14 protein-coding genes are annotated in these 18,308 nt (G+C 63.4%); 7 read left to right on the top strand and 7 right to left on the bottom strand.

The window, feature by feature from the left end; genetic code table 11:
* Positions 1–58: 58 nt before the first annotated feature.
* Entirely contained in the window at positions 59–871 is an 813-nt protein-coding gene (locus AC3WVQ_RS23580; RefSeq protein WP_060601409.1) for a MerR family transcriptional regulator, read from the bottom strand.
* A gap of 225 nt (positions 872–1,096) precedes the next feature.
* On the opposite strand from AC3WVQ_RS23580, the gene AC3WVQ_RS23575 reads away from it, so the two are divergent.
* Together AC3WVQ_RS23575 and AC3WVQ_RS23570 are read left to right on the top strand one after the other, a co-directional pair.
* A complete protein-coding gene (locus AC3WVQ_RS23575; RefSeq protein WP_492383031.1) occupies positions 1,097–2,365 on the top strand; it encodes a 4-aminobutyrate--2-oxoglutarate transaminase in 1,269 nt (422 codons plus the stop codon).
* 257 nt (positions 2,366–2,622) lie between these two features.
* The gene (locus AC3WVQ_RS23570) at positions 2,623–4,098 is read left to right on the top strand and encodes an NAD-dependent succinate-semialdehyde dehydrogenase (RefSeq protein ID WP_192493801.1); all 1,476 of its coding nucleotides are present in this window, start codon (positions 2,623–2,625) and stop codon (positions 4,096–4,098) included.
* Positions 4,099–4,118: 20 nt separating this feature from the next.
* Here the strand turns inward: AC3WVQ_RS23570 and fabI are convergent, their stop codons facing one another.
* The 4 genes from fabI to AC3WVQ_RS23550 are packed head-to-tail and all read right to left on the bottom strand — an operon-like array spanning position 4,119 to position 9,297.
* Positions 4,119–4,904 (bottom strand): enoyl-ACP reductase FabI, encoded by a 786-nt coding sequence (fabI, locus tag AC3WVQ_RS23565; protein ID WP_034799607.1) that lies wholly within the window; start codon positions 4,902–4,904, stop codon positions 4,119–4,121.
* Positions 4,905–4,921: 17 nt separating this feature from the next.
* The gene (locus AC3WVQ_RS23560) at positions 4,922–6,106 is read right to left on the bottom strand and encodes an acetate/propionate family kinase (RefSeq protein WP_492383030.1); all 1,185 of its coding nucleotides are present in this window, start codon (positions 6,104–6,106) and stop codon (positions 4,922–4,924) included.
* A 2-nt stretch (positions 6,107–6,108) separates the two neighbouring features.
* Entirely contained in the window at positions 6,109–7,065 is a 957-nt protein-coding gene (locus tag AC3WVQ_RS23555; RefSeq protein WP_060586225.1) for a phosphate acetyltransferase, read from the bottom strand.
* Positions 7,066–7,080: 15 nt separating this feature from the next.
* Positions 7,081–9,297, bottom strand: a complete 2,217-nt coding sequence (locus AC3WVQ_RS23550; protein WP_192493800.1) for a DUF3141 domain-containing protein — start codon at positions 9,295–9,297, stop codon at positions 7,081–7,083.
* A 358-nt stretch (positions 9,298–9,655) separates the two neighbouring features.
* On the opposite strand from AC3WVQ_RS23550, the gene htpG reads away from it, so the two are divergent.
* Positions 9,656–11,545, top strand: coding sequence for a molecular chaperone HtpG (gene htpG, locus AC3WVQ_RS23545; RefSeq protein WP_060518207.1), 1,890 nt, complete (start codon positions 9,656–9,658; stop codon positions 11,543–11,545).
* A 92-nt stretch (positions 11,546–11,637) separates the two neighbouring features.
* On the opposite strand, the gene AC3WVQ_RS23540 is transcribed toward htpG, so the two are convergent.
* Together AC3WVQ_RS23540 and AC3WVQ_RS23535 are read right to left on the bottom strand one after the other, a co-directional pair.
* A complete protein-coding gene (locus tag AC3WVQ_RS23540) occupies positions 11,638–12,822 on the bottom strand; it encodes a CaiB/BaiF CoA transferase family protein (RefSeq protein WP_492383029.1) in 1,185 nt (394 codons plus the stop codon).
* A gap of 11 nt (positions 12,823–12,833) precedes the next feature.
* Positions 12,834–14,021: an acyl-CoA dehydrogenase gene (locus AC3WVQ_RS23535; RefSeq protein ID WP_060530318.1), complete on the bottom strand. Its 1,188-nt coding sequence runs from the start codon at positions 14,019–14,021 to the stop codon at positions 12,834–12,836.
* Between the two features lie 235 nt (positions 14,022–14,256).
* Between AC3WVQ_RS23535 and AC3WVQ_RS23530 the strand changes: the two genes are divergently transcribed.
* The 4 genes from AC3WVQ_RS23530 (at position 14,257) to phnC (ending at position 18,285) form a co-directional block, all read left to right on the top strand.
* On the top strand, positions 14,257–15,210 hold the full coding sequence (locus AC3WVQ_RS23530; protein WP_435383341.1) for a LysR family transcriptional regulator: 954 nt from the start codon (positions 14,257–14,259) through the stop codon (positions 15,208–15,210).
* A gap of 94 nt (positions 15,211–15,304) precedes the next feature.
* Complete coding sequence (locus AC3WVQ_RS23525) at positions 15,305–16,432, top strand: NAD(P)/FAD-dependent oxidoreductase (protein WP_492383028.1); 1,128 nt, start codon at positions 15,305–15,307, stop codon at positions 16,430–16,432.
* Between the two features lie 389 nt (positions 16,433–16,821).
* Positions 16,822–17,205: a YciI family protein gene (locus AC3WVQ_RS23520; RefSeq protein WP_060601428.1), complete on the top strand. Its 384-nt coding sequence runs from the start codon at positions 16,822–16,824 to the stop codon at positions 17,203–17,205.
* A gap of 237 nt (positions 17,206–17,442) precedes the next feature.
* A complete protein-coding gene (phnC, locus tag AC3WVQ_RS23515) occupies positions 17,443–18,285 on the top strand; it encodes a phosphonate ABC transporter ATP-binding protein (protein ID WP_034799588.1) in 843 nt (280 codons plus the stop codon).
* The last annotated feature ends 23 nt before the right edge of the window (positions 18,286–18,308 follow it).

Here is an 18,308-nt window from a genome sequence, read left to right as displayed (position 1 = left end):
TATTCGCACCGCGCGCCGATTTCGTTTCAATTGGGAATGCCGCGTGATCGGCCGACGATTAGAACGTCGGCGGCGTGTTGACCCAGAGCAGCACGGTTTCGCCGTCATGCCGGTTCGTCCAGGCGTGTCGCCTCTTGCTCTCGAAATAGAGCGAGTCGCCGACACCGAGATCGTAGAACTGGTCGCTGTCGAGAATGAACTCGACGCGGCCGGAAAGCACATAGACGAACTCCTCGCCCTCGTGCCCGTAGGCGCCTTCGCTGGACGCGCCCGGCTCCAGCACGAAGCGGTGGCAATCCATCTGGTTGCGGCCATCGGCAAGCAGTTGCACCGTGACGCCGGGGGTCGTGCGCGGCCATGTCCGCCATTCGCCGGCCCGAACGACGGCGCGCGTATCCGCCTCCTCTTCACCAGCAAGGCTGGAAACGGTGGTTCCGAAGAATTCCGCGATGTTGTGCAGCACAGCGACCGAGACGCCCTGCGACGTGCGCTCCAGCGTCGAGAGCACCGAGGCGGCGATGCCGATCTCGCCGGCGACCTGCTCCAGCGTCTTGCCGGCGGCGTGCCTGAGGCTGCGTAGCTTGCGCCCGATCTGGTTTTCAGGCCCGTCGCTCGTCGCCGATGGGGGCTGGTCGTCCGCAGCCCCTTCGGCGTCCAGCGCTTCACGGATCGCAGCCGGATTGAGACCACGCTCGGCCCGGAACCAGGAGATGCGCTTCAACCGGGCAAGATCGTTCTCGGTATACTGCCGATGCCCCGTCGGCGAGCGCTCGGGCACGACGAGACCTTGCGTCTCCCATAGCCTCAGCGTCGAGGCGGAAACCCCCGCCAGTCGCGCCGCTTCAGCGACCTTGTAGCGCACTGCGCCCATTCCAATTTCCCTTTACCGCCCAGCGGCGCTGCCCGAATCCTTGCAATTCCGGCGTGTCCGCAACCTTAGCCGCCGTGATCGAGATCTGACAAGAACGGCGCATCAGCAACCGTGGTGTCTCGATCACCAAATTTGATTTGCAATCGACAGTGAAAGGTGTACCACTTCCACAATAAACTTGCAGAAAAAATGCAATATATTAACTCCAGACGACAGGAACGCGCCATGACCAGCCTCCCCGACCGCAAGAACGCCGCCATCTCGCGCGGCGTCGGCATGACCACCCAGATCTACGCCGACCGCGCGGAAAATTCGGAAATCTGGGACAAGGAAGGCAATCGCTACATCGACTTCGCCTCCGGCATCGCGGTCGTCAATACCGGCCATCGCCACCCGAAGGTGATCGAGGCGGTCAAGGCGCAGATCGATCGCTTCACCCACACCTGCCACCAGGTCGTTCCCTACGAATCCTACGTCCATCTCGCCGAGCGCCTCAATGCACTGACGCCCGGCGACTTCGCCAAGAAGACCATCTTCGTGACCACCGGCGCCGAAGCCGTCGAAAACGCCGTCAAGATCGCCCGCGCCTCGACAGGCCGTCAGGCGGTCATCGCCTTCAGTGGCGGCTTCCACGGCCGGACCTTCATGGGCATGGCGCTCACCGGCAAGGTCGTTCCCTATAAGGTCGGCTTCGGCGCGATGCCGGGCGACGTCTTCCACGCCCCCTTCCCGATCGAATTGCACGGCGTCACCACCGAACAGTCGCTCGCTGCGTTGAAGAAGCTCTTTGCCGCCGACGTCGATCCGGGTCGCGTCGCCGCGATCATTCTCGAGCCCGTGCAGGGCGAAGGCGGCTTCTATCCGGCGCCTACCGCCTTCATGAAGGCGCTGCGCGAAATTTGCGACCAGCACGGCATTCTCTTGATCGCCGACGAAGTTCAGACCGGCTTTGCCCGTACCGGCAAGATGTTTGCCATGGACCACCATGATGTCGCGCCCGATCTCATCACCATGGCGAAAAGCCTTGCCGGCGGCTTCCCGCTTGCCGCCGTCACCGGCCGCGCCGAAGTCATGGATGCTCCAGCGCCGGGCGGCCTTGGCGGCACCTATGGCGGCAACCCACTCGGCATCGCCGCAGCGCACGCCGTCCTTGACGTTATCGCTGAGGAGAAGCTCTGCGAGCGCGCCGAGCAGCTTGGCGGCCGGCTGAAGCAGCGGCTTGCCGCAATCCGCGAGCAGGCGCCCGAAATCGCCGACATCCGCGGCCCCGGCTTCATGAACGCCGTCGAGTTCAACGACGTGAAGACCAACCTGCCGAGCGCTGACTTTGCCAACAAGTTGCGCCTGATCGCTCTGGAAAAGGGCCTGATCCTGCTTACCTGCGGTGTGCACGGCAACGTCATCCGCTTCCTGGCGCCGATCACCATCCAGGACGAAGTCTTCGCCGAAGCGCTCGACATTCTCGAAGCGTCGATCCTCGCAGCGCGTGCTTGATCCTCGACCGGGCGACCAGCAACGCGGGTTGCCCGGTGCATAATTCCTCAATTCAGGATCGACTTGAGGGCAAAATTATGCAGCAATTCAAAGTGCTATGGCGGCCTTAGCGCATCCTGAGGGATTCGCTGCGCTGTAGGTGCTGCGCGCCAATTCAGACGCGCAATTCTCGGGTGCCGGGATTGATCGGCACCCGCAAGAACAAGCAAAAGCGGGCCTGCCGTCTCGCGGCAGGCCATCGCCGGAGGATGCCCGCCATGACCTTGACCCCCGCCTTGACCAAGCACTTGCGCGACGCCGACCTGTTCGCTTCGCTTCATTCCATCCCCGCGGCCGGCAAGAATTGGGCTGGCGCAACCTTCGACGTCTTCAATCCATCGACCGGCGAAAAGCTGGCGACGCTGCCGGATATGGGCATCGACGAAGCCCATGCGGCAATCGAAGCTGCGGCCAAGGCGCAAGTTCTCTGGGCGGCAAAGCCTGCCAAAGACCGCAGTGCCGTGCTTCGCCGCTGGTACGACCTGATCGTCGCGCATGCCGACGACCTTGCAGCCATCCTGACGGCCGAGATGGGGAAACCGATTGGCGAATCGAAGGGTGAAGTGCTGCATGCCGCGGCCTATGTCGAGTGGTATGCGGAAGAGGCGAAACGCATCTATGGCGAAACCTTCCCCGCCCCGGCCAACGACCGCCGCATGCTTGTGATCAAGCAGCCCGTCGGCGTCGTCGGCACGATCACGCCATGGAATTTCCCGGCCTCGATGGTCGCCCGCAAGATCTCGCCGGCGCTAGCCGCCGGCTGCACCATCGTGCTGAAACCCGCCGAACAGACACCGCTCGTTGCCGGCGCGATGTTCTTGCTCGCCGAAAAGGCAGGCTTCCCGACCGGTGTCCTCAACCTGCTCTATGCCGCAGAAGGCGCTGCAATCGGCCGCGAACTTTGCAGCAACCCGAAGGTGCGCAAGATCAGCTTCACCGGTTCGACCGAGGTCGGGCGGCTGTTGATGCGACAATGCTCCGACCAGATCAAGAAGGTCAGCCTGGAGCTTGGCGGCAACGCCCCCTTCATCGTCTTTGACGACGCCGACATCGACGAGGCGGTCGATGGCGCCATCCAGGCGAAGTTCCGCAATGCCGGCCAGACCTGCGTCTCGGCCAACCGCATCTATGTGCAAGCGGGCGTGCATGACGCCTTTGCCGAAAAGTTCGTCAGGCGCGTCGCCGAGCTGACTGTCGGCGACGGTTTCACGCCTGATATCACCATCGGCCCGATGATCGACAAACACGCGATCGAAAAGATCGAGGCCCATGTCGCCGACGCCGTTTCGAAGGGTGCCAAGGTGCGCGCCGGCGGCCACCGGATCGGCACGTCCGGCACCTTCTTCGAGCCGACGGTGCTAACAGGCATTTCGACAGACATGCGCGTCGCCCAGGAAGAGACCTTCGGTCCGATCGCCCCGATCATCCGCTTCGAGACCGCCGAGCAGGTGATCGCCGAAGCCAACGACACGATCTACGGTCTTGCCGCCTATTTCTACGCCGAAAATCTGAAGCGCGTCTGGCATGTGGCCGAGGCGCTCGAATACGGGATGGTCGGCATCAACACCGGCCGCATGTCCTCCGAAGCCGCGCCCTTCGGCGGCATCAAGCAATCGGGCATCGGCCGCGAAGGCTCCCGCCACGGGCTCGAAGACTATCTCGAGATGAAGTATCTCTGCATGGGCAATATCTGACCCATGCGGAGACCCGGCGGTTAGTCGATGATGTGGTAGCCGCCGTCGACATAAAGCACCTGGCCCGTGATCAGGCGGGCGGCGTCATGCGCAAGGAAGGCGGTGGCCGCGCCGACGTCGTCGATGTCAATCAGCTCGCGGCTCGGCGATTTGACCTTGGTCTTTTCGAGCAGCGCGTCGAATTCCGGAATGCCGGAAGCGGCGCGCGTCGCCAGCGCGCCAGGCGAAATGGCGTGCACGCGGATCCCCTTCGGGCCGAGTTCGGAGGCGAGGTATCGGACGGCACTTTCGAGTGCGGCCTTGGCGACACCCATGATGTTGTAGTTTTCCACCACCACCTGTGAGCCATGATAGGTCATGGTGAAGAGCGTGCCGCCGTTCTTCATCAGCGGCTCGGCGAGATGCGCCATGCGGATGAAGGACCAGCAGGAAATGTCCATAGTCTTCAGGAAGCCCTCGCGCGGGACATCGACGACGCGGCCGCCGAGCGTATCCTTCGGCGAAAAGGCGATCGAATGGACGACAAAGTCGAGTTCACCCCAGGTCTTCTCGATCTCCTCGAACACCGCTTCCATTTGCCCTGGCACGGCCACGTCGAGCGGCAGGAAGATCGGCGCTTCGATTTCACGCGCCAGGGGTTCGACGTGAGGTTTCGCCTTGTCGTTCAGATAGGTGACCGCCACCTCCGCCCCGAAGGCGCGGAAGGCACGGGCGCAGCCCCAGGCGATCGATCGATCATTGGCAATGCCGACGATCAGGCCCTTGCGGCCGTCCAGAAGTTTGGCCTTTGCGACAGGAATGGACATCAATTGTCTCCGATGGATCAGGCTGCGCGGATTTTAAGCAGTGCAAGCGTGTGGCGGGCGATCATCAGTTCCTCGTCGGTCGGGATGACGTAAAGCGCAACGCGGCTCGAAGGCGTCGAAATCAGCGTCGCGCCGGCCTCGTTGGCGGCTGGGTCGAGTTCGGCCCCGAGCCAGGCGATGTTCTCGGCGATGCGGGCGCGGATCTGTGCGGAGTTCTCCCCGACGCCCGCCGTGAAAACCAAGGCGTCGATGCCACGGAGCGCGGCTGCAAGCATCCCGACATTGAGCCCTGCGCGATAGACGAAGTGGTCGATCGCGAGCTTGGCATGGGCGTCTGCGCTTGCGAGCAGGTCGCGCATGTCATTCGAGACGTTAGAGAGCCCCTTGAGGCCGGCCTCGTGATAGAGCAGGTCAGAAACGGCCTGAGCGCTCATGCCGCGTTGCAGGATCAGATAGAGCACGACGCCCGGATCGAGCTGACCGGGCCGCGTTCCCATCGGCAGGCCGTCGAGCGCGGTGAAGCCCATGGTGCTCTCGATGCTGTGACCATCGCGCAAGGCGCACATTGAGGCGCCGCTGCCGAGATGGGCGACGATGACGCGACCACCTGCGACCGCAGGCGCCACATCCCGCAGACGCTCTGAAATGTACTCATAGGAAAGGCCGTGGAAGCCGTAGCGCCGCACACCGTCCTCATAGAAGCTGCGCGGCATGGCGTAGCAGTTCACCTCTTCCGGGTGGCCATGATGGAAGGCGGTATCGAAACAGGCGACCTGCGGTACATCCGGATTGATCGCCATCGCCTGACGGATCGGAGCAAGATTGTTGGGCTGGTGCAGCGGTGCCAGATCCTGGTAGCTCGCGAGGCGATCAAGGACGTTCGCATCGATCAGCACCGGCGCCGCATAATCGGGGCCACCATGTACTACGCGATGGCCGACCGCCCGTAAGGTGAAGCCTTCGAGCGTCATCAACCAGTCGCGTGCCGCCGCGATCGCCGCCGGCAGATCGCCAACGACGTCGGCATCATAGCTCTTGTCGATCAGAATGGTGCCGTCGGCCGCTTTCGCCTGCAGGCGGGGACGCGTGCCGATGCCACCGATCTGGCCCTTGATCTGGCGTTCGAGCCCTTGATCCGTGATCCCGAAAACCTGGAACTTCAAGCTCGATGAGCCGGCGTTGACGACGAGAAGCGCATCCATGGTCATACCGCCGCAACTTGCGAGGTCCGCCGGCGCGCCGCATAGAGCGCGGCGACCGCGCAGGAGGCGAGGCGCGTGCGCACGGAGTCCGCCCGCGACGTCAGCACGATGGGCACGCGCGCTCCAAGCACGATGCCGGCAGCGTCGGCATGGGACAGGAACGTCAGGTTCTTGGCGAGCATGTTGCCCGCCTCAAGGTCCGGCACCACCAGAATCTGGGCGCGGCCGGCCACGGGCGACGTGATGCCCTTGATCCTTGCTGCCTCCGGGTCGATCGCGTTGTCGAAGGCAAGCGGACCATCGAGCAGGCCGCCGGTGATCTGGCCGCGTTCGGCCATCTTGCAGAGTGCTGCCGCCTCGATCGTTGACGGGATCTTCGTCGTTACCGTTTCGACCGCAGAAAGAATGGCGACGCGCGGCTCGCCGAGACCGATCGTCACCCAGAGATCGATGGCATTCTGCACGATGTCGCGCTTGGCTTCGAGGTCGGGAAAGATGTTGATGGCGGCGTCCGTGATGAAGAGCGTCTCTGAATGCCCCGGTACGTCCATGATGAAGACGTGGCTGATCCTTCGATCGGTCCTGAGCCCGGTCGCCGACGCCGCGACCTCCTTCATCAGTTCGTCGGTATGCAGGCTGCCTTTCATCAGCAACTCGCCACGACCCTCGCGGATCATCGCCACCGCTTTCGCTGCGGCCGCATGGCTATGCGGCGCGTCGACGATCTCGCACCGACCGAGGTCGAGGCCATGTTCGGCGGCCACGCTGCGGATCTTTGCCTCTGGCCCGACGAGAACGGGCGCGATCAGCCCCATTTGCGCGGCCTCCAACGCACCGCGCAGAGAGGTCTCGTCGCAGGGATGCGCGACAATGGTGACCGCCGGCGTTTCGTCTCGCGCGGTGGCAATCAGGAGATCGTATTTGGACTGCTCAATCGGCAGTTCGGTTACCTCGGACACGTCGATACTCCCTCATCAGGTAGCGGTGCGATTGCGAATGATCTTGCCCGCCGCGATCGGAACCGGCGGCTCGCGGTCCAGGCGGAAGAGCGCGGCAACCTGCTGCAACCGCTCGGCAGCCACGCCCGTCACGGCTCCGGATGCCTCCAGTACCTCACGAAGGGCCGTAAAGGCACTGCGACGCTCCTCGACCGCCTCCGGTAGCAGCTTCGGAAGAGCGGCGAGCGCCGCCGCCTCGTCGATCAGCAGCATGAAATACTGCTCCCGCATAACGGTCTTGAAGTCGGCCAGGCTCAGTTGCTTTGCTTCCGGATGGGAAAGCCGGAGCCGGCGCACAGCCTCGAACCCGCGTTCGTCCGCGCCTCCGCGCGCCATGCCGACGAAGGTCAGGGCTCTGGCAAGACCTTCACAGGTTCCGCCCACGGCCATTCTGGCCTTGAGTTCGGCGATCCGCGCCTTGACGAGTTCGCGGTGCAAGAGGCTCTTCTCCGCTTTGCGCGGCGGCTGGTCTGAGTTCGTGTCGATGCCGAGTGCCGCTTGCAGGGTCGGAGCGCCGTAGATGGCGTGGAAGCTTTGCTCCGAAAGATATTCAGCCGTCCGTCGCCAGGTCTCTAACCCGTCCACGATCTGCTGCGACAGCGCCTCCTGCCAGGCGATGAACGGGTTGCCGGCGGCAGCAGGTTCGCGGTTTTCACGGACATAGTCCGCGAGCGCCGACGTCCAGGCCATGAAGGGGTTGTCGGGCCCGAAAAGCGCGTATTGCAGACGCAGCGGGTGCATGTTGCGCATCGCCTCCGCCACGGGCGGCGTTGCCGCTGCCTTGACCATTGGCTGCAGATAGGTGCGATAGAGCGCCAGATTGATCTCCGAAAGCTTCGCCGCGGTGGCAAAACGCCTGTCATCCTCGATGTCGTTGCCGCCATGCGCGCGGATGTCCTCGAGGGTGCGCGGCTCGCAGCGCATCAGCCATTCTCCGGAGACGAGCGCCCTGCCCTCGGCCGCCTCGCTCGCCGGCGTCAGCACCGCCTCGTAAAGCCCAGGCGGCAGCACGTCGATCAACTCGATATTGGAGGCGAATTCGTCATGTTCCTTCCGCGCGACGCCGGCGGAGACGAAAATGCCGAGATGTCCCACGGTCTCGTGGACGGTGTAGACGATCGTCTGGCCGTAGGCCCGGATTTCGTCGACGCTGTCATAGAGGTCGAGGATCCAGTCGAGCGCCTGCTGCGGCGGGGTGATGTTATCGCCCTTGGAGCAGAAGACCACGATCGGCGAGCGGATGTTGCGAAGATCGATCGCCGTGCCGTCCGATGTTCGGATTTCGCCCGCGGCAAGCTTGTTGCCCACGAAGAGTTCGTCGACGATGAACTGCATCTCCTCGGCATTGAGCGTGACGTGGCCACCCCACCAGCGTTCGAACCCGAGGTAGCGCGCGGCTTCCGTGTCGATCTTCGAATAGAGATTGTATTGCTTGGTCCAGAGGGTGTTGGCCGGATTCTGGTTCTCGAAATTCTGCACCAGCCAGGCACCGTCGAATATGCCGCCGCCGAGGTCGCCGGTCAGCGCCGTCAGCCAGCTGCCGCCGAGAAGCCCGCCGGAATAGCGCATCGGGTTCTGCCCGTGCACGCCTGCCCAATAGGACAGCGGCGCGCCGGCAATGATGATCGGGCCGAAGAGTTCGGGACGCAGCGCGGCGACGATCGTGACCGCCCAACCCGCCTGGCAGTTTCCGATCACACAGGGCTTTCCGTCCGCTTCCGGATGGCGGGCGATGACGGTTTCGAGAAAGCCGGCTTCGGCCAGTGCGATGTCCTCGATCGTCTGTCCAGGAACCGGATCCGGCAAGAAGCCGATGAAGTAGCAAGGATGGCCCGCTTTCAGCGCGACACCGATTTCACTGTCGGCCTTGAAGCCGCCAATGCCGGGGCCGTGGCCGGCCCGGGGGTCGACGACGACGAAGGGACGCTTGGTCGGATCGACCGTGACGCCCTCGGGCGGAACGATGCTGACCAGCGCATAGTTCACCGGCCGGGCGAGCGTGCGCCCATCGGTAACAAGCTGGGCCTCGAACTCCAGCACGTTCGGCGCGGTCTGCGTGCGATGTTCCTCGTATTGCGCGCCGCGCTGACGCATGACATCGAGAAAAAGGATCGAACGTTGCCAGGCATCGAGCGAAAAGGAATAGGCATCTGCGAAAGTCGGGATTGTCGGGCTCGTGGAATGCTTGGGCATGATGTCCACTCCTCGGTGCGATTGAAGGTCAGCCCCGTCGCCAAGGCCAATAGAGCAACGCAATTTGTCGCGCATTGACCTTAGTCAAATCGACTGCCGGCAGAGCGCGATATGAACTCGGCATGATGACCCAGGACCATCTGCCCGGGTCGCAGGAACATAACAGCGGAGTGTGACGGCGACTTGTCGCCCTTGCGAATTCCTCGTCTTCGACCCCGTTGAAGAAGCATCGTTTCGCTGGTGTTCAGTGATCTTTCGCAGTGCAGCATTGTCCAGAAATGGGGAGTGCGCAAGTCGGGCCTTGAAATTCAGGACATAGCTTGCCAATTGGGGCGAAACCCAAAGGAGTTGCCAGGCAATGAGCGAAACCGAAATGTCCGTAGAGAAACATGTCTTCGAAGCCGATGTGGCGCGACTGCTCCATTTGATGGTGCATTCGGTCTATTCCGACAAGAACGTCTTCCTCCGCGAACTGATTTCGAACGCGGCGGATGCCTGCGAGAAGCTGCGTTATGAGGCGATCGTCTCGCCGGAGCTTCTGGCCGGCGACCCGACACCCCGCATCACCCTGACGCTGGACGAGGAAAACAACCGGCTCATCGTCGAGGACAACGGCATCGGCATGGGTCGCGACGAGCTTGTCGAAGCGCTCGGCACCATTGCCCGCTCGGGCACACGCGCCTTCATGGAGCGCATTGAAGCCGCCCAGGGCAAGGAGGGCGCGCAGCTCATCGGCCAGTTCGGCGTCGGCTTCTATTCCGCCTTCATGGTCGCCGACAAGGTCGATGTGGTCTCGCGCCGCGCCGGCTCGGAGCATGCCTTCCTGTGGTCGTCCGACGGCAAGGGCAGCTACACCGTTTCCGCAGCCGAACTTGCGGACGCCCCGGCGCGCGGCACACGCATCACGCTGCACCTGATGGAAGACGCCAAGACCTACACGTCGCGCTGGACCGTCGAGCGCATCGTCAAGGACCAGTCCGGCCACGTGCCGGTGCCTATCTCGATTCTCGAAAAGCCCGATGCCGAGCCTGTCCAGGTCGGGGACGGCACCGCGCTCTGGACCAAGCAGAAGAGCGAGATCAGCAAGGAAGACTATGCCGATTTCTACCGCGGCGTCGCCGGCCAGTATGACGACCCAGCGCTGACCGTGCATTTCCGCGCCGAAGGCCGCCATGAATATACGGCCCTTGCCTTCGTGCCCGGCTCCAAGCCATTCGATCTGTTCGACCCGGACCGCAAGGGCCGGATGAAGCTCTACGTCAAGCGCGTCTTCATCACCGACGAAGCGGAATTGCTGCCGCGTTACCTGCGTTTCGTGCGCGGCCTCGTCGACACGTCGGACCTGCCGCTCAACGTTTCGCGCGAGATGATCCAGGAAAGCCCGCTGCTCGCCAGCATCCGCAAGGGCGTCACCAATCGCGTGCTGACGGCGATCGAGAAGCTTGCGGAAAACGAGACAGAGACCTTCGACAAGCTCTGGGAAAACTTCGGCAGCGTGCTGAAGGAAGGCATCTATGAGGATTACGAGCGCCGCGAGCAGCTGGTGGCGCTGTCGCGCTTCCGCACCACTACTTCGGATGAGAGCCAGCGCAGCCTTGCCGATTACGTCAAGGACATGAAGGACGGCCAGTCGGCGATCTATTACTTGACCGGTGACAACCTCGCCCAGCTCAAGGCCTCACCACAGCTCGAAGGTTTTCGCGCCCGCGGGATCGAGGTGTTGCTGTTGACCGATCCGGTCGATAGCTTCTGGGTCACATCCGCGCCCGATTTCGACGGCAAGCCGTGGAAGTCGATCACGCAGGGTGCGGCCGATCTCAGCGCCATCGCCAAGACCGAGGGGGCCAAGGAAGAAGCGCCGCAGGCCAGCCAGCTGGTCATCGACTTCGTCGCTTTCGCCAAGGAGACGCTCGGTGCGTCCGTCTCGGACGTGCGCACCTCCGACCGCCTGACGGAAAGCGCCGTTTGCCTGGTGGCACCCGAACACGGCCCCGACCGCCAGCTCGAAAAGATGCTGCAAGGTGCTGGCCGTCTCGACGACGCCCCCAAGCCGATCCTTGAGATCAACCCGAGCCACGCTCTGATCACCGCCATGGCCGCGAGCCCCGCCGGCGATACGGCGTTCCGCACGGACGCCGTCCAACTCCTGCTCGACCAGGCGCGCGTGCTCGATGGCGACAAGCCGCAGGACCCGCGCGGCTTCGCCGAACGGCTGTCGCGCGTCTTTGATCGCGCCCTCAAGGCTTAACAAAGAAGCCCTGGAAATCTCTCCGATTTCCAGGGCTTTCGCTATTTTCTTCAGGTCACGCCTAAACGAGACACTCAGCGTCTCACGTCGCGTTAATAGCTCTTCGACGCGTCCATCCCGATTTCGGCCAACACCTCGGCCGTATGCTCTCCAAGTCGCGGCACGCCACGCTCGAGCGCAAGCTCGGCGGCCGAAAACCGGATCGGCGTCCGGACCCCGGGCGACGTACCGGCAGCGGCCCCCGAATGCGGCGTATCCACACGCATTTGCCGATGCTCGATCTGCGGATCGGCAAAGACGTCGGCAACGGTGTTGATCGGTCCGCCGGGCACGCCTGCATCTTCCAGCAACTTCAACAGCGTATCGCGCTCGATCTTCGCGGTTTCGGCGGCGAGTTCCGGCGTCAACGTGTCCCGGTTCTGCACGCGAAGCGCGTTGGTCAGATAACGCTCGTCGGTCGCAAGATCCGAACGCCCGAGCAGGGTGCAGAACTTCACGAACTGCCGGTCGTTACCAACAGCGACGATCAGGTGACCGTCCGAGGTCGGGAAGACCTGATAGGGCGCGATGTTCGGGTGCGCATTGCCGAGCCGGCGCGGCGCCTTGCCCGAGACGAGGAAGTTGAGCGCCTGGTTGGCAAGCACGCCCGTCATGCAGTCAAGCAGCGCCATGTCGATCTGCTGCCCCTTGCCGGTACGCTCGCGCTGGGCAAGGGCTGCCTGCACGGCAATCACGCCGTAAAGACCGGTGAAGATATCGGCGAAGGCGACGCCGATTTTCTGTGGCTCGCGATCGGGCTCACCGGTCAGGTCCATGATGCCGCTCATGCCCTGGACGATGTAGTCGTAGCCGGCGCGGTGCGCATAGGGACCATCCTGGCCGAAGCCAGTGACCGAGCAGTAGATCAGTCGCGGATTGATCTTCTTCAGACTCTCGTAGTCGAGCCCGTATTTCGTAAGCCCGCCGACCTTGAAGTTCTCAAGCAGCACGTCCGACTGGGCGGCAAGGCGGCGCACGGCCTCCTGCCCCTCCTCGGTCGTGAAGTCGAGCACCACCGAGCGCTTGCCGCGGTTGCAGGCGTGGAAATAGGCGGCGTCGAGCTTCTCGCCTTCCTCGCCCGCGACGAAGGGCGGCCCCCAGGTGCGGGTGTCGTCGCCGGCCGGGCTTTCCACCTTGATGACGTCGGCACCGAGATCGGCCAGCGTCTGGCCGATCCATGGGCCCGCCAGAATGCGGGCCAATTCCAGGACACGAATGCCCTTCAGCGGCGTTTCCATGACGGCACCGCTCAGAAGAAGGCCTGAAGGCCGGTCTGGGCGCGACCGAGGATCAGCGCATGGACGTCATGCGTGCCCTCGTAGGTGTTGACGGTCTCGAGGTTCACCATGTGGCGCATGACCTGGTATTCCTCCGAGATGCCGTTGCCGCCGTGCATGTCGCGGGCCATGCGGGCGATGTCGAGCGCCTTGCCGCAATTGTTGCGCTTGACGATCGAGATCATTTCCGGGGCCATGCGGCCTTCGTCCATCAGGCGGCCGACGCGCAGCGACCCCTGCAGGCCGAGCGTGATCTCCGTCTGCATATCGGCAAGCTTCTTCTGGAAGAGCTGCGTCTGCGCCAGCGGCCGGTTGAACTGCTTGCGATCGAGACCGTACTGACGCGCCGCATGCCAGCAGAACTCGGCAGCGCCGAGCGCACCCCAGGAGATGCCGTAGCGGGCACGGTTAAGGCAGCCGAACGGGCCCTTGAGACCCTCGACGTTCGGCAGCAGCGCTTCTTCGCCGACCTCGACACTGTCCATGACGATTTCGCCGGTGATCGACGCCCGCAGCGACAGCTTGCCGGCGATCTTCGGGGCGGACAGACCCTTCATGCCCTTTTCGAGCACGAAACCGCGGATGGCGCCTCCATGCGCTTCCGACTTTGCCCAGACAACGAAGACATCGGCGATCGGTGCGTTAGAGATCCACATCTTCGAGCCGACGAGGCGGTAGCCGCTCTCGGTCTTGATCGCGCGCGTCTTCATGCCGGCCGGGTCAGAACCGGCGTCCGGCTCGGTCAGGCCGAAGCAGCCGATCCACTCGCCGCTGATGAGCTTCGGCAGGTACTTCTGCTTCTGCTCCTCAGAACCATAGGCATAGATCGGATAGATCACCAGCGACGACTGCACGCTCATCATCGAGCGGTAGCCCGAATCGACGCGCTCGACTTCGCGGGCAACGAGGCCGTAGGCAACGTAGGAAGCGCCGACGCCGCCATAGGTTTCGGAAACGGTGACGCCGAGCAGACCGAGCTCGCCCATTTCGCGGAAGATCTCCGGATCGGTCGATTCTTCGCGGTAGGCGTCGATGACGCGCGGCTGCAGCCGGTCCTGCGCATAGGCCCGCGCGGTGTCGCGGATCATGCGCTCGTCCTCGGTCAACTGATCGTCGAGGAGGAACGGATCATCCCATTGAAATTGCGTCTTGCCGGCCATGTTTCTCTCCCATCGGATTATTCGGCTCACGTTATCGCAAGGGGTGCATGCCGTTTCAAACGAAATTGAGGCACCGCCTCATGCGTCCGGGGAATGGCCCCTCGTTCGCCACCGAGCAGCCCATGTTGCAAATTCGCTGGAATATGACGACAAGAACGGACGTCCTTCGCTCCGCTTCCCTCCTTGCAGAACAAAGGGCCAGTTCAACGCCAGAGATCAGAAGCAAGCCACGACCATGGCCAATGACCGCCTCGAACGCTTCGCCCACAATCTCGACTGGAATCTGCTGCGCACCTTCGTCGTGCTCGTCGAGGAAGGCAGCATCACGGCCGCCGCCAACCGGTTGCTCCTGCAACAGCCGGCCGTCAGCATGGCGTTGAAGCGGTTGGAGCAAACCGTCGGCCAGAAACTCATCGACCGGCGTCCCGGGCGTTTCAACCTGACCGACGCCGGTGCGCGCCTGCATGCGCAGTGCCGCGATATCTTCGCAGCCGTCATCCGCCTGCCGAATGTTCTTGAAACCGCCGGCGAGGAGATCACCGGCCATCTCAACATCCACTCGGTCAGCCACGCGCATAATCCCGCCTGGGACCGCAAGCTCGAAAGCTTCTTTCGCCTGCACCCCAAGGTCACGCTGTCGGTCACGGTCGCAACTACCGTGGATGTGTTGAGCGCCGTCGAGCGCAATGTTGCGACCATGGGCCTATGCGACGGCAACATTCCCGACTGGCTGAACAGGCGGTTTCACGTGCGCGAGCGCTATGCGCTCTATTGCGGCAGAAGCCATCCGCTTTTCGGCGTCGAAGGTGTCGACTTCAACGACCTCAGGGGCAATCCCTATATCGCTTTCATCGCCGACGTTTTGGGCGGCCAGCACATGAACTCGGTAACCGCCGTGCGCGCGATCGGGTCTTTTGGCCAGCAGGTCCGCGCCGTCTCCTGCAATGTCGAGGAGGTGATGCGGCTGATCGCCTCCAATGTCGGCATCGGCATGCTGCCGGATCACTTGGCATCGCCAGCCGTCGCGGCGGGCCAACTGTGGCAGCTGCCGCCCTATAGCGATCTGCCCACCACCGATGTCTTCCGCATCTCCAATCCGAATGCGATCCTCAATCCGGCAGAAGCCGCATTTCTTGCCCATGTGGCCGATACGGAGCCGCTGGACCACTGCCTCGACGATCGGGCCTGACCATCACCAAGATTGATAGCCGCCTTTCCAGTTATAAATTTGAACACAGATGATGCGTTGCCTATGGTCCCGCCGACAACCAACGGAGGCGGACATGCAAGACTACGACGTGGCGATCATTGGCGGTGGAATCGCCGGCCTGTCGCTTGCCTATTTCCTGGCACCGCATCGCTCCGTCGTGGTGATCGAGCGGGAAGAAGGGCTCGGCTATCACAGCACCGGCCGCTCGGCGGCAGAGTTCGTGCTGCGCTATAACGCGCCGGAGGTCTGTGCGCTGGCGGCGATATCCAAGAGCTTTTTCGATAATCCGCCCGAAGGCTTCTCGGACGTCGCGCTGCTCAAGCAGCGCGGTGGCGTCATGATCGCCAATGCCGAGAAAGTTGCCCGGTTCGAAGAGGTGTTTGCCGCGGAGAGCCGTGCCAACGCCGAAATTGAACGGCTGACCGTCGACGAGGCGATCGCGCGTGTGCCGATCCTGCGCCGCGACTATGTGGCTGCGGCCTATTACGATCCGCAATTCTGGGACATCGAAGTCGAGAACCTGCTGCAGGGTTACGTCCGGGGCGCGCGTCGCCATGGCGCGGTAATTATCGAGCGCTCGGACGTGCTGGCGCCGCGCCGGAACGGCGACCGCTGGGTGCTGGCGACGAGTGCCGGCGAAGTCAGTGCAAAGACGATCGTCAATGCTGCCGGCGGCTGGGCCGATCCCGTCGCACAATCGTTCGGCGTCGCCCCCATCGGCATCGTGCCGCATCGCCGCACCGCAATCACCGTCGACCTGCCCGAAGGCATCGACGCGCTGACGCTGCCCGAAATCAACGAGATCGATGAAGACTTCTACATGAAGCCCGAAGGCGGGCGGCTGCTTTCCTCGCCCGCTGACGCAACGCCGTGCGAGCCGGCCGACGTCCAGCCGGAGGAGATCGACGTCGCCTGGGCTGCGCACTACGTCGAGGAGGCAACGACCGTGCCGTTGCGCCGCATCTTCAAGAGCTGGGCCGGCATGCGTAGCTTCTCGCCGGACAAGCTTCCGGTGATCGGCTTTGCCCGCGAGCGACCGGATTTCTTCTGGCTCGCCGGCCAGGGCGGCTACGGCATCCTCACCTCACCGGCGCTCGGCGCATTCGCCGCAAGCCTCCTCGTCGGTGCACCAGCGCCCGAGGCCTTCGAAGCGATCGGCCTCGATGCCGCAAAGTTCAGCCCGGCTCGATTGGAACGCTAGCCCGAGCAGAGTTGGCCGCAGGCGAGGGAGGCCACGCCTGACACGATACTGCGGCGCGCGACGGGGTCGAAATACGACTGTGACGAGGTCTTCGGCAACGCCGCGATCGATGAAGGCCTGCGCGCGCTCAGCCGAAGATACCCGGGCGCGAAGTTGCCCGCTCGCTCGCGCGCGGCTTCGTCTGGAGGGCCCGCGACGCAGCAGCCCGCGGCGAGATCAAGCGCGGTTCTCGGATTGCCAGGCAGGCCTGTCGCTGGGCAGCGGCGGCCTGGGGCTGATCCGCTGAACACGCGCCCCACTCCGGCTGCACGCTCGGTGACGCCGTCCGCACGACGAGGCGTTGATGCGGCCGGCGAAACCTGACAGGAATACGCGCGGGAGGACGGTTCATGTATTACGCAATCTTGGCCTACCATACAGCAGGCGTCGTCGAATCCTGGACCGAGGAGGAGGACGAAGCGCTGATGTCCGACCTGCTTGAAGTTCATGACCGGTTCGTCCAGCAGAAGGCCTTTGGCCCGGCCGCACGGCTCGGGCCTACCGAAGGTGCTGTGACGCTGAGGGGCAAGGGCGAAGGCATTGTCACCGATGGCCCCTTTGCCGAAACCAAGGAGCAATTGCTCGGCCTCTACGTCGTCGACTTCCCGGCCATCGACGCGGCAGTTGACGCCGCGCGCGAATTGCGCCGCTCCAATCCGACCGCGATCTACGAGATCCGGCCGATTGCGCTCTATGTTCCCGGCGCGACGCTGGACCCCGGTCCACAGAGCTAGCGACTGCGCCGCGACGGCGGCTCCGACCACAGATATCCGCTCGATGTTGATGCGCCCCCCTTGAAGTTGACGGGGAGCGCAGGCGCCTGCGCGAAGCCATTCAAATTTTGTTAACCAAACATGCGGGGCTGTGAACTGTAACAGAACTTACAACAAACTGACATTCCGGCTTCATGAAGCGCCGATATGGCAGGGTCATACCGATGACCGGTCTCCCCGGAAGAGGACCTGCTAGACATGTTTCAGTTGAAGAATGTAACCCGCCAGTTCGGCAAGAAGACAGCCGTGAGTTCGGTTACCTTCGACATCCCCCAGGGCCAGATGGTCGGCGTGATCGGCCGCTCGGGCGCCGGCAAGTCGACGCTTCTGCGTATGATCAACCGCCTCGTCGATCTGTCATCCGGCTCGATCGTCTTCGACGGCACGGAAGTTTCGTCGCTGCGCGGTGCTGCCCTTCGCACCTGGCAGCGCGACTGCGCGATGATCTTCCAGCAGTTCAACCTGGTGCCGCGCCTCGACGTGCTCACCAACGTGCTGCTCGGGCGTCTCAACCACCGCTCGACCGTTTTGAGCATCCTCAACATGTTTACCCGTGAAGAACGCATCATGGCGATCGGCGCACTTGAGCGCCTCGGCATCGAGCAGACCGCGCTCCAGCCGGCCGGCACGCTTTCCGGCGGCCAGCAGCAGCGCGTCGCGATCGCCCGCGCGCTGATGCAGCAGCCGAAGGTTCTGCTTGCCGACGAGCCGATCGCCTCGCTCGACCCGCTGAACGCCAAGATCGTCATGGATGCGCTGCGCGATATCAACGAGCGCGATGGCATCACGGTGATCACCAACCTCCACACGCTCGATACCGCCCGCAACTATTGCGAACGCATCATCGGCATGGCGCATGGCCGCGTCGTCTTCGACGGCCAACCCAAGGATCTGACCGCGGCAGCGGTTGCCGAGATCTACGGCGCCGACACAGGCATCGAGGAATCGATGACCTCCACCAGCATCAACATTCCGGCGGCAGTACCGCAGGAAGAAACGGCATCGGCCGGCCTCAAGCCGCTGGCACTGGCCGGCATCTGACGCCCGCCATGATCGAAAGCCCG

This window comes from Ensifer sp. EB106-05-01-XG146 (genome assembly GCF_058791875.1).
The sequence above is the reverse complement of the archived record's forward strand: the minus strand, read 5'-3'. Positions and strand labels throughout refer to the sequence as shown.